The 12064-nt window shown below is 72.1% G+C and carries 11 protein-coding genes; 4 read left to right on the top strand and 7 right to left on the bottom strand.

What is annotated here, in order from left to right; all coding sequences use genetic code 11:
• Positions 1 to 127 precede the first annotated feature (127 nt).
• Positions 128 to 1204 (bottom strand): substrate-binding domain-containing protein, encoded by a 1077-nt coding sequence (locus ACFFKU_RS13615; protein ID WP_380138691.1) that lies wholly within the window; start codon positions 1202 to 1204, stop codon positions 128 to 130.
• A 187-nt stretch (positions 1205 to 1391) separates the two neighbouring features.
• Between ACFFKU_RS13615 and ACFFKU_RS13610 the strand changes: the two genes are divergently transcribed.
• Both ACFFKU_RS13610 and ACFFKU_RS13605 read left to right on the top strand, forming a co-directional pair.
• Positions 1392 to 2609 (top strand): ROK family transcriptional regulator, encoded by a 1218-nt coding sequence (locus ACFFKU_RS13610; protein ID WP_380138689.1) that lies wholly within the window; start codon positions 1392 to 1394, stop codon positions 2607 to 2609.
• A gap of 133 nt (positions 2610 to 2742) precedes the next feature.
• A complete protein-coding gene (locus ACFFKU_RS13605) occupies positions 2743 to 4197 on the top strand; it encodes a hypothetical protein (RefSeq protein ID WP_380138688.1) in 1455 nt (484 codons plus the stop codon).
• Here the strand turns inward: ACFFKU_RS13605 and ACFFKU_RS13600 are convergent.
• The 3 genes from ACFFKU_RS13600 to ACFFKU_RS13590 form a co-directional block, all read right to left on the bottom strand.
• Positions 4194 to 4715: a hypothetical protein gene (locus ACFFKU_RS13600; protein WP_380138686.1), complete on the bottom strand. Its 522-nt coding sequence runs from the start codon at positions 4713 to 4715 to the stop codon at positions 4194 to 4196. The two genes, ACFFKU_RS13605 and ACFFKU_RS13600, sit on opposite strands and share 4 nt — an antisense overlap.
• A 125-nt stretch (positions 4716 to 4840) precedes the next feature.
• Complete coding sequence (locus tag ACFFKU_RS13595; protein ID WP_380138684.1) at positions 4841 to 5734, bottom strand: GTP-binding protein LepA; 894 nt, start codon at positions 5732 to 5734, stop codon at positions 4841 to 4843.
• A gap of 168 nt (positions 5735 to 5902) precedes the next feature.
• The gene (locus ACFFKU_RS13590; RefSeq protein WP_380138682.1) at positions 5903 to 6730 is read right to left on the bottom strand and encodes a DUF1206 domain-containing protein; all 828 of its coding nucleotides are present in this window, start codon (positions 6728 to 6730) and stop codon (positions 5903 to 5905) included.
• A 56-nt stretch (positions 6731 to 6786) separates the two neighbouring features.
• Here ACFFKU_RS13590 and hemW point away from each other — a divergent pair, with 56 nt between their 5' ends.
• A complete protein-coding gene (gene hemW / locus ACFFKU_RS13585; RefSeq protein WP_380138729.1) occupies positions 6787 to 8055 on the top strand; it encodes a radical SAM family heme chaperone HemW in 1269 nt (422 codons plus the stop codon).
• 23 nt (positions 8056 to 8078) lie between these two features.
• Entirely contained in the window at positions 8079 to 9119 is a 1041-nt protein-coding gene (locus tag ACFFKU_RS13580; RefSeq protein WP_380138681.1) for an LLM class F420-dependent oxidoreductase, read from the top strand.
• 12 nt (positions 9120 to 9131) lie between these two features.
• Here ACFFKU_RS13580 and ACFFKU_RS13575 read toward each other — a convergent pair whose 3' ends face one another.
• The 3 genes from ACFFKU_RS13575 to ACFFKU_RS13565 form a co-directional block, all read right to left on the bottom strand.
• Positions 9132 to 10250 (bottom strand): aminotransferase class V-fold PLP-dependent enzyme, encoded by a 1119-nt coding sequence (locus tag ACFFKU_RS13575; RefSeq protein ID WP_380138727.1) that lies wholly within the window; start codon positions 10248 to 10250, stop codon positions 9132 to 9134.
• Between the two features lie 203 nt (positions 10251 to 10453).
• Positions 10454 to 10996, bottom strand: a complete 543-nt coding sequence (locus tag ACFFKU_RS13570; protein ID WP_380138680.1) for a DUF4870 domain-containing protein — start codon at positions 10994 to 10996, stop codon at positions 10454 to 10456.
• 152 nt (positions 10997 to 11148) lie between these two features.
• The gene (locus tag ACFFKU_RS13565) at positions 11149 to 12024 is read right to left on the bottom strand and encodes a DUF3097 domain-containing protein (RefSeq protein WP_380138679.1); all 876 of its coding nucleotides are present in this window, start codon (positions 12022 to 12024) and stop codon (positions 11149 to 11151) included.
• Positions 12025 to 12064 lie beyond the last annotated feature (40 nt).

Here is a 12064-nt window from a genome sequence, read left to right as displayed (position 1 = left end):
GGGGCTGACCGCGGGGTAGGAGTGCAGGACGTGCTGGATCCGTTGCGCCGGAGTATGACTCCGACGCGCGAGTTCCTCCGCTGCAGTCCGGGGAGGGGTTCCGGTTCCGGGGGCGGTGGTGCTCATGTCAGCCCCAGCACACCTTCGAGCCCTCTTCGGAGGTGATCGACTCGACACCGTCCACGGGCTTGTCGGTCACCAGGGTCACCCCGGTGTCGAAGAAGTCGAGGCCCGGGCTGGTCGTGGGCTTGGTCCCGTCCTTCGCGTACGCCGCGATGGCCTTGACACCGAGTTCGGCCATCTTCAGCGGGTACTGCTGCGAGGTCGCCCCGATCACCCCGTCGGTGACCTCCTTCACCCCGTCGCACCCGCCGTCGACGGAGACGATGATGGCGTCGGTGATCCCCGCGGCCTTGAGGGCGTTGTTCGCGCCCACGGCGGAAGGTTCGTTGATCGTGTAGACGACGTTGATGTCGGGGTTCTTGGTGAGGCAGTTCTCCATGCCGGTCCGGCCACCGTCCTCGGCGCCGAGCGTGGGTTCGTTGCAGACGATGGTGTAGGTGCCGCCGTCGTAGTCACCCGTGGGCGCCTCGTCCCCGTTGACCTTCGGGTCGTTGGTCTCGATGCCCATGCCGGTGAGGAAACCCTGGTCGCGGTTGTAGTCGACCGAGACGACCTTGTCGTTGAACGCGTCCAGCAGGGCGATGGTCGCGGGCTTGCCGCCGAGCTGACCCTTGGCCCATTCCCCGATGAGCTTGCCGGCCTTGAAGTTGTCGGTCGCGAACGTGATGTCCACGACGTCGGCCGGGTCCGGCGGGGTGTCCAGCGCGATGACGTAGAGGCCGGCCTCGCGGGCCTTCTCGAGCGCGCTGTTGATGCCCGGACCGTTCGGGGTGATGATGATCCCCTTCTGACCGGCGGCGATCGCGTTCTCGATGAGCTGGATCTGGGTGGCCTCGTCGCCGTCCTCCTTGCCGGCGCCGATGGTGAGCTTCACGCCCTCCTTGTCGGCCTCGGCCTGGGCGCCCTTCTGCATCGCGACGAAGAACGGGTTCGTCGACTCCTTCGTGATCAGGGAGACCTCGATGGCGCCGTCGCCCGTGGAGCCGGTGCCGGCGTCCCCGCCGCAGGCGGCGAGGCCGAGCGTGGCGACGAGGCTGAAGCCGAGGGCGGCTGCACGACGCTGGGTGCGGACGATCTTCATCGATTCCTCCTGTGACGCCGACCCGAGGTCGGCGGTGACCGGCTGCCGCCACATTGCGTTCCCTGGCCGGTGATCGAAGTCTGCTCGGCGCTTACGTCGGCTGTCAACGCTCGAATTGCCACTTACGGACGACTGTCGACGTAAGTAAGCTGACGTCCAGAACGCGACGAGGCGGAGGAGGCAGTTCGTGGTGGCAGCGGTGAGCTCGTGGCGGGCCGACGACGGTCCCGGTCGGGCGGTGGAGCTCATCACCTCCGGTCGGGCCCGGACGCGAACCGCGTTGGCCGAGGCGCTGGGGTTGGCCCGCTCGACGTTGGGTCAACGGTTGCAGCCGCTGCTGGCCAGCGGGTTGGTCCTCGAGTCGGAGGAACTGGTCTCCTCCGGTGGTCGCCCGTCCCGGGCGCTGCGGCTGAACCCCCGGGCCGGGGTCGTCATCAGCATCGACGTCGGCGAGGAGCGGACGCGGGTCGCCATCACCGACCTCGACGCCGCGATCCTCGCCGAGCGGGTGCTGACGCTGCGCCTGGACGACGGTCCCGAGGAACTGCTGGAGACCATCTCGACCGCGGCCCGCCAGGCCCTGCAGGAGAGCGACCTGCTCGGGGTTCCGGTGGCGGGCATCGGCCTCGGCCTGCCCGCGGCGGTGGACTTCCGCGCCGGACGTGTCTCGGGCTGGTCGATCATGTCGGGCTGGGACGGTTTCGACATCCGCGGTCATCTGCGCCGTACGTGGCAGGTTCCCGTGCTGGTCGACAACGACGTCAACGTGCAGACGGTCGCCGAGCACCACCGGTTCTGGCCCCAGGTCTCGCACCTCTTCTACGTGAAGATCGGCACCGGGGTCGGCAGCGGCATGGTGATCGACGGGTGCGTCAACCGGGGGGCCCAGGGGGTCGCCGGCGACATCGGCCACGCCCACGTCGGCGGCCACGGCGACCCGCAGTGCCGGTGCGGGAACCGGGGTTGCCTGGAATCCCTGGTCGGGGGGTGGGCGCTGGCCCGCGACCTGCGGGGGGACTCCCATCCGCAGATGCACGACGCCCGCGACGTCGCCCGGCAGGCCAAGCTCGGCGAGGTCGACGCCGTGACCCGCCTGCGCGCGGCCGGACGCATCCTGGGGGAGGCGGTCGCGTTCTCCGCCAACCTGCTCAACCCCGACGTCATCGTGCTGGGCGGTCTCCTCAGCGCCAGCGGTGACCACCTGATGGCGGGCGTGCTGGAGAGCATCTACCAACGTTCGCTGCCCCTGACGACCCGGAAACTCCGGATCGTCCCGACCGGGTACCGCTCCCGCTCCGGCATCGCCGGGGCGACCTACCTGGTCCGCGACCACGTCCTCGACCCCGCCCGGTTGGACCGGCTGCTGGGCGCGGGGTTGGGGCCGTTCGCGGTCGACGAGAACTAAGAGCGTCCCCCGAACACGGTGCCGCAGGTCGGTGACACCCCGAACGCCGAAGGGATCGGTGAACCGTTGCGATGCAGCGTATCTCGAGTTCGCATCTGTTGATCACGACGGGGTGCTCGATTAGAATTCGCACATGAGTGCGGAGGTCGTGGAATCGGGTGTCGGGCAGGTGGACATGGGGGAGCAGCTGATGCCCCGCGATGCCCTGACCGAGCTGCTGCAGGCCTCCGAACGGCTCCGCTCCACCGGCCACGCGACGGCCATCGACGCCGTGATCGCCCTGCTCGACTGGGTCCGCCGCGAGCACCCCGACGTGGTCCGCGCCCGCGACCTCGGCTGCACCCGCGACGGGGAGGAACTCACCCCCGAACTCCTCGACCACCTCATCGCCGAGGTGGCCGCGATGATCCTCGCGGAGGCGCGGCACCTCTCCCACCTGCAAGCCGTCGGTCAGGTCGGGGATGCCCTCGACGCGCTGGCCGACCCGGTCCTGCACGACGCCTACCGGGCCGGAGCCATCTCGTCCACCCACCGCGCGGTCATCCGTCGGGCCCACGACCGTCTCGCCGCCCGGGAAGCCACCCTCGTTCCGGCCAGGGGAATTGTGGGGGTTCGGGTGGGGGCGTTCGGCGAACCCGTCTTCGACGGCGACGCCCTGGCCGCGGCGCGGGCCGAACTCACGCGCAGCGCGTTGGCCTACGTCGCCGCCGATCATCCGACCCCTCAACAACTGACCCGGCACTGCACCAAGGTCATCCGCCGAATCACCCCCGACCACGTCCCCGCCACCGTCCGGGTCGTGGACGCGAACCGCCACGTGAGCGTCGACCTCTGCGACACCGGTGAGGACTCCGGCCTGTCCACCCACCTCACGGCCCTGGTCGGCAAGGACGTCGCCCTCCGCTTCGACCGCTGGCTCACCAGAGCCGCCGACGCCGCCGCCGACCACGCCCGAGCCGCTGGTACCCAGGACCACCGCACCCATCAGCAACGTCGCGCCGACGTGTTCACCGACGTCCTCACCACCGCCATGCGCGACGGCGTCCCCGCCTTCTCCGACCCCACCACGCCGGCGGAGCCCGGTGAGGTGAACCCGGTCAAACACGTCCGCACCCACCGCCCCGCCTCCTCCACCACCGTCCACGTCACGATCGCCGCGCGGACGCTGCTGGGGTTGGACGACGAACCGGGCGAGGTCGCCGGGATCGGTCCGGTTCCCGGCGCTCTGGCCCGCGCGTTGGCTGCGGACGGGGACTGGCGAAGGGTCCTCACCGACCCGGTGTCGGGCGAGGTCCTCAACGTGTCCCCGCGGGTCTACCGCCCCGGCGCCTCGTTGCGTCGTTTCGTGCAGGCGAGGGATAGGACGTGCACCACGCCGGGTTGCCTGGTGCCTGCGATCGACTGCGACCTGGACCACGAGATCCCGTTCGAGGAATGCGGACGGACGGTCCGCTCGAACCTGCACGCCTCCTGCTGCCGGCACCACCGGCAGAAGACGCTGTACGTATTCGAGCACCGCGATGCCCACCAGAGGCGGGAGGCCGCTGGCGCCACGTCGAGCTGGCCGGGAGACGAGCCTCCCTTCTAGGAGACGGTCTCGAACCCCGCGCTCGCCGTGACCGTTCCCGGCGCCACCTCGGTGAAACCTCCGTCGGCGACGTCGACGCGTTCGGCGACGGGCAGGACCGGGGCGCCGGTGATCACGCGGATCCCGAAACCCGTCGCGGCCCACGCGGGGGCGGCGGGCAGGTTCTCGTAGGCCAGCTGGGCGGCGTGACCCACCTGGGCGGCGGCCTTGCCGGTGGTCATGCCCACGCCGGGGGTGAGGCGGATCGTGAGCACGCCCTCGGGACCGGGCTGGTCGAGGTCGTCGGGGTCGGTGAGGTCCAGGCCGCCCACCTGGAGGGGCCGGAGCAGATCGGGGACGTCGTCGCGCGGGTGCGGGGCGAACGCGCGCACGACGGCGAGGCCCGAACGGGCCTCCACGTGAGGGAGGTCGGCGGTCCGCTCGAACCGGGCACCCCGCGCCCGTCGGCAGATCTTGCGGATCCGGCGGTCGCGCCAGGCCCGGACCGCGTGGTGCAGCGGGTCGTCCGGGTCGGCCACCCGGGGGTCGGCCAGCAGCAGGACGACCGCTCGGGCGGCCGCGACGAGGACGTCGGTGTGCGCGGGCGAGGGGTTCTTCTCGACCCGGGCGACCAGGGACAGCGACCAGGGGTCGGTCTCGGAACTCAGAGCGCCGCCGTCCGCGGGCCGAACATCGACTCACCCTGCGCGCGGAACTGCTCCAGGCAGTCCTTCAGCGCGGCCAGGATGTAGGGCGGGACCTTCATCCCCTGGTCGCGGGCGTGCAGGAGTTCGCGCTCGACGATGCTGAGCTGCGAGGCGAAGTCCATGATCGTCTTGTCCAGGCCCAGCGTGGTCATGATCGCCCCGAACTGGGCCCGGTACTCGGCGGTGTGCGCGCCGACCGGGCTGAACGACTTGCGGCGCAGGACCCGGGCCAGTCGCATCTGCCACGGGGCGAGGACGTTCTGCTGGATCATCTGCGTGGCCGAGAGCCGGTAGAAGGCGAAGTGCCCGGGTTCCTGGCGCCGGATCGGTTGGACGATGGTCTTGGAGATCGCCTGCTCCCCGAGCCCGTCGAGTCCTTCGACCAGCAGCGAGTAGGCGAGGACCGCGGACTTCTCCGTCGCCGCCCCGGTCAGGTAGTAGAGCAGCCGGGCGACCTCGTGGATCGGTTTCAGGTGCGACAGCGCCCCGAGGATCCGGATCTTGGGGTTGATCACGTCCACCTGCGGGTCGGCCGGGGCCATGTCGATGTCCTGCTGCAGCCGGTCGAGGACGAGGCCGTGCTGGATCTCCTGCGGCTGCCAGACGTCGGCGTAGAACAGGCGGTCGTTCTCGGAGACGTCGGGGAGGAGGGAGAGCAGCTCCAGGACGTTGCGGTCCACCTCGAGCTCGACCCGGGCCAGGTAGTCGATGACGTGCCCGAAGCCCGACCGGACGGCCCACGGGTCGTTGACGGTCCGGTCCACGGAGTCCAGGCGGATCGGCGGGTGCTTCTCGCCCAGGCGCAGGACATGGTCACGGATGTCCTGCTCGGTGATGATCGAGCGGCTCACGGGTTGGGGCTCCTCCGACCGACGGGCTATCGACAGACCTACGGCAGCCCGGCCGGTGAACTTGAAGGTCGAACCGTCTGCCCCCCCTAGTCTGCACTCCCGATCACCCGAACGTGAGGTCAGCCTCACCAGCTCGGGTGTGTCGGGCGGCTGCGGGCCCCGTCGGGCTCAGGCGCGGGCGCGCCGACGTGCGGTCAGCAGCTGGAACAGGCCGAAGCACGCGACCCCGGCGGCGACGACGATCAGCAGGATGGTGCCGAAGGGCTGGGCGGCGATCTCCCGGAAGGCCGAGTCCAACCCGCGGGACTTGGCCGTGTCGCCCTGGGAGGACACGATGATGAGGGCGCCCACCACCAGGAACGCGGCACCCCGCGCGACGTGCCCGGCGACGCCGAGGGCGGTCAGCCCCGACCCGAGCGAGCCCTCGACCTTCTCCTCGAACTTCTTCTTGACGCCCTGCACGATCGTGTAGACCCCGAAACCGATCACGGCCAGTCCCAGGATCACCACGAGGATCGGACCACCGGGGGCCTCGAGCAGACGTTGGGTGGCGCTCTGCTGGGACTGCCCGCTCGAGGAGGCGGCGCCCCCGGTGAGCAGCCTGAGGCAGGAGACGGCCAACCCCAGGCTGATGACGGCCTTCACGGCGGCGGCGATCCGACGCGAGGTCTTCTCCCCGGTCACGACCACCACGGCCTGCCAGGCCACCATGGCCAGGAATCCCAGCACCAGACCGACGAGCAGCACCTTGCCGAAGGGGTTGCCCGCGATGGTGGCCAGGGCGCCCGAGGTGTCCGCGCTCCCGCCCCCGCTCCTGAGCGCGATCTGCAGGGCCAGCCACCCGACCAGCAGGTAGACCAGTCCCTCGCAGGCCACCCCCGCCCGGCCGACCCGTTTCAGGCCCGCCTCGTGGCGGTGGGCGAAGTCCTCCGCGCTCCGACCCAGCTGCTGACCCTGACGCTTGACCCCGCCCGCACCGGCCGCCATCGATCCCATGCGGGGCAGGGTCCTCCTGTCCGGGGATCGTCGCACGATGAGAGAGGATGGCGCTCGTGGCCGGTGCTCTTCCCGACGGTGATCCCGTCCCTCGCGACGGGTCCCTCCCGGCGTCCGTCCGGTCCGGTCTCGGCCCCGAGGGCCTGCGAGGGCGCTCGTTCGGGGTCTACCTGCACGTCCCGTTCTGCCGGGTGCGGTGCGGGTACTGCGACTTCAACACCTACACCGCCACCGAACTCGGGGGCGGTGGCTCGCAGGCCGCCTACGCGGGCACGGCGACGGCCGAGATCACCTTGGCGGGACGGGTCCTGGCCGCCCTCGGCCCGCTCCGTCCCGCCGAGACGGTGTTCCTGGGCGGGGGTACCCCGACCCTGCTGCCGCCCTCCGACCTCACCCGCCTGCTCGGTGGCATCGCCGAGACGTTCGGCCTCGCCCCCGGGGCCGAGGTGACCGTCGAGGCCAACCCCGACTCGGTGACCGCGGAGAGCCTCCTCGCGCTGCGTGAGGGAGGCGTGACCCGGGTGTCCTTCGGGATGCAGTCCGCCGTCCCGCACGTCCTCGCCGTCCTCGACCGGACCCACGATCCCGAACGGGTCCCGCTCGCGGTGTCCTGGGCCCGCGCCGCCGGTCTCGACGTCAGTCTCGACCTCATCTACGGGACCCCGGGGGAGAGCGTCGACGACCTGCGCCGCAGTCTCGACGCGGCCCTCGCCTGCGACCCCGACCACGTCTCGGCCTACGCGCTGATCATCGAGGAGGGGACCGGGCTGGCCCGCCGCATCCGGCGGGGGGAGGTCGAGCAACCGTCCGACGACGACGAGGCCGACAAGTACGAGGTGGTCGACGACGCGCTGAGCGTCGCCGGGTACTCCTGGTACGAGGTCAGCAACTGGGCTCGTACGCCCGCGCACGAGTGCCGCCACAACCTGGCCTACTGGCGGGGCGGGGACTGGTGGGGGGTCGGCCCGGGTGCGCACAGCCACGTGGCCGGGGTCCGCTGGTGGAACGTCAAGCACCCCACCGCCTACGCCGGACGTCTCGCGGAGGGGTCGAGCCCCGGCCACGCCCGCGAGATCCTCTCCGCCGACGACCGTCGGACCGAGGACGTGCTGCTCCGGTCGCGGCTCGCGGAAGGCTTCGACCCGGCCGACTGGGACGTCCGGGTCGCCGCCGCCCAGCTGCTGCTCGACGGACTCCTCGAACCGGCGGCCCGTCCCGGCCGGGTCCGGCTCACCCGACGCGGCCGGCTGCTGGCCGACACGGTGGTGCACCGCCTCCTCACCCCCGCGCCCTCGGACCCGGGAGCGCTGGTCGTCGGCGGGTGACGGCACGGGGGTAGCGTCCTCGGATGCGCCTCGGGCTGAACCTCGGATACCTGACCGGTCCCTCCCCGGCGGAGGCGGCGGCCGAGGCCCTCGCCCTGACGCGGGCCGCGGAGGAGAACGGGTTCGACTCGGTCTGGGTGGCCGAGGCCTACGGTACGGACACGGTCAGCGTGCTGGGGTGGCTGGCCGCCGGCACCACCCGCATCGGGCTCGGTTCGGCGGTCATGCAGATCCCCGCCCGCGCCCCGGCGATGACCGCGATGACGGCCGCGACCCTGGACGTCCTGTCCGGCGGGCGGTTCCGGCTGGGGCTCGGGGTCTCCGGCCCGCAGGTCTCCGAGGGCTGGTACGGCCAGCGGTTCGCCCGACCACTGGTCCGCACCCGGGAGTACGTCGACGTCGTCCGTCAGCTCCTCGCGCGGCAGCCGAGTTCCTACTCGGGGTCGGAGTTCACGCTGCCGTTGCCGGACGGTCCCGGGACCCCGCTGCGGCTCATGCAACCCGCTCCCCGCGACGACCTGCCCGTGTACCTCGCCGCCGTCGGCCCCCGCAACGTCGAGCTCGCCGGGGAGATCGCCGACGGTTGGCTGCCCGTCTTCCTCTGCCCCGACGACTGCTCGGCGTCCCTGGACCGGTTGCGGGCCGGGCAGTCCCGCCGCACCCGGAACGTCGAGTACGACATCTGCGCCACCGTCCCGGCCCTCGTCGTGGAGGGCCGCGGGGAGGAACGCACCGTCGCGGAACTGCCGTTGCGCCGTCACGTCGCGCTCTACGTGGGCGGGATGGGTTCGCGCGAGCAGAACTTCTACGCCGACCTCGGGCGACGACTGGGTTTCGCGTCGGCGGTCGACGAGGTGCAGGAGCACTTCCTCGCGGGTCGCCACCGCGAGGCGGCGCTCGCGGTGCCGAGGGAGTTCCTCGAGGCCACCTGCCTCGTCGGCTCGGTGGCCGGGATGCGGCGGCGCCTCGACGACTACGCGGCCGCGGGTGTCACGACCGTCTCGCTCGCCCCCGTTGCGGGAGACCCGGTCGCCCGCAACGACCTCCTCCGGGCGCTCGGGTAGCCGCGGGCGGGTTCAGGTGCGCGCCAGCGTCTCCACCACGTCCAGCAGCCGGTCGATGTCCTCCTGGCTGGTGTAGTAGTGGGGTGAGGCGCGGTTGATGACGGGGAGCGCTCGTCGACGGGCGTCCAGCAGGGTGCTGCCCGGCGCGCTGACCCCGATGACCACACCGGCACGCTCGGCTGCGCGCACGACCTCGTCGGCCGGGCGGTCGTCGAGACGGAAGGACACGAGGGCGCACGGGCGCTCTCCCAGGTCCAGCACCTGCACACCGTCGATGCCGCGCAGTCCGCGGCGCACCCGGTCCGCAGCCCCCCACGCGCTGGCCTGGATGCGCTCCAGACCCAGGTCCAGGGCGTACCCGACGGCCGCACCCAGCCCGGCCCGCAGCGCGTAGGCGTTCTCCCAGGTCTCGAACCGCCGGGCATCGGGGCGCAGGGTGTAGTCGTCCAGGCTCGTCCACGGCGCGGAGAAGTGGTCGATCATGGCTGGTTCCGTGCGCTGCAGCAGGTCCCGACGCATGTAGAGCAGACCCGTGCCCCGGGGCCCGCGCAGGAACTTGCGGCCGGTCCCGGTCAGGATGTCGCAGCCCAGCTCGCGGACGTCGACGGGCATCTGCCCCACCGCCTGGCACGCGTCCAGCAGGTAGAGCACGCCGTGGCGGGCCGCGACCCGCCCGATCTGCGCGGCCGGGTTGACCAACCCACCGTTGGTGGGTACCCAGGTCACCGAGATGAGTTTGACCCGGTCGTCGATCATCGCCTCCAGCGCGGCGACGTCCAGCCGGCCGGCGGCGTCGCTGGGGACGACGTCGATCTCGATGCCCGACCGTCGGCGCAGCTGAAGGTAGGCGACGTAGTTGGCGGCGTACTCCGCCTCCCCGGTCAGCACCCGGTCGCCGCGGCGCAGGGGCAGGGAGTAGAACGCCAGCTGCCAGGCCACCGTGGCGTTCTCGGTGAGGGCGATCTCGTCGGGGTCGGCGCCCAGGAGCCGGGCGATCCCGCCGTACACCCCGTCCAGCTGCTCGGCGGCGTGCGCAGCGGCCGCGTACCCGCCCAGCCGCAATTCCAGGTCCCAGTGGGCTCGCACCGCCTGGTCGACCACGGCCGGCATCAGCGCCGCGCCCGCGTTCATGAAGTACGCCGAGTGCGCAGCGCCCGGGGTGGCGGCGCGCAGCTCGGCGACCTCCTCCTCGCTGAACGGGGTCCCGCCGGCCGCCGTGACCGGACCGGTGGGGCTGGACGTCACCTCGGGCACGTCGCAACCCTGCATGCCCGCATCATGTCGTCACCGGCAGCGCGGGCGGCGGGGGGCGGCGAGGGACGCAGACCACCGGCTCAGCGGACGAAGCGGATGGTGAGCGGGTAGCGGTAGGGCTGGCCCTGGCCGGCCGCGACCGCGGCGATGATCGAGAACACGACGGCCGCGATCCCCACGGCGGCGGGGAGGAAGAACGTCACGACCCCGAACCCCAGCGTGATGACCGTGAGCAGCGTGGCCACCATGAACGCGCCGATGAGGTAGAGCGTCACCGAGATCGTGAAGTTCAGGGCCTCGGCAGACTGCTGGCGCACGAAGGGCCCGCGGTCCTTGAAGACCAGGTAGACGATGAGCGCGCCGAGGGGCAACAACCCGAACCAGCTCGTCGCGATCCACGAGAGGTGGCCGAGCACCGACCAGGTGCGTTGGTCGGCGGGGCTGAGCAGTCGCGGCCCGTACCCGCCACCCACGGGGGCGGCGCCGGAGTTCGGGTACGGCGGGTACCCGCCGGGCGTGGGCCCCGGTGCGCCGGGGGTGCCCTGCGGGCGCGGCCCGTCCTGCGGGTGGGATCCGCCCTGCGGGTGCTTGGCGAAGTCCGGGGGTTGGTGGGACTCGCTCACGATGCTCTCCTCGGTGTTCTCGCTGTGATTCCGGTCTCGGCGGTACCCGACCATCATCGCGGCGGGAGGCGCTGCGGCCCAGTCGGAGAGGACCTCGAGCACCGTTCCGCGCCCGGATCGGCGACGAAGGGGGGACCCGGCGGGCCGCCCGCTCAGCCGTCCGAGGCGTCCCCGGTCACGAAGTCGACGAGCTCCTCGACCCGACCGAGCAGCTGGGGTTCGAGGTCCGCGTAGCTGCGCACGGTCGCCAGGATCCGTTTCCACCCCTGGGCCACGTCGGCCTGCTCGGCGTGCGGCCAGCCGAGCTCGGCCAGGATCCCGTGCTTCCAGCTCTGCCCGCGCGGGACGGTCGGCCACCGCTGCCAGCCCAGCCGCTGGGGACGGACGGCCTGCCACACGTCGACGAAGGGGTGCCCGACCACGAGGACGTGGGGGTTGCGCTGCACGGCCGCGACGATCCGCCACTCCTTGCTGCCGGGGACCAGGTGGTCGACCAGGACGCCGATCCGCCGACCCGGGCGGGGGTCGAGGGCGCGGATCGCCGCGTCGAGGTCGTCGACCCCGTCGAGCATCTCCACGACGACACCCTCGATGCGCAGGTCCTCGCCCCACACCTTCTCGACCAGCTCGGCGTCGTGGCGACCCTCGACGAGGATGCGTGAGGCCCGCGCGGTGCGGGCGCCGATTCCCGCGACCGCGACCGACCCGCTGGCCGTCCGGGTCGGGGCCTGCGGGGCGGCGGCCCGCGGGGCGACCAGCCGGACGGGCTCGCCCTCGACCCAGAAACCCGGACCGAGGGGGAAGGAACGGCTCCGGCCGCGCTCGTCGGTGAGGGCGACGACGTGGGATCCGCCGCTCTTCTCGACCCGGCTCACCCGACCGACCCACCCGGTCTCGACGTCCTGCACGAGCAGACCGCGTTCGGCGGTCTGGTCGCGGTGCCGCGGGCGGGCGGCGGTGTGCCGCGCGTGGGGGTCGCTCGCCAGGACGTCACGGCCGTAGCGGTCCTCGAAGGGGGTCGGGCTCACGCCGAGGCACGTTAACCGCGCCGGGGCCGGGATCGTCCGC

The organism is Kineococcus gynurae (assembly GCF_042433995.1).
Classification (GTDB): domain Bacteria; phylum Actinomycetota; class Actinomycetes; order Actinomycetales; family Kineococcaceae; genus Kineococcus; species Kineococcus gynurae.
The sequence above is the reverse complement of the archived record's forward strand: the minus strand, read 5'-3'. Positions and strand labels throughout refer to the sequence as shown.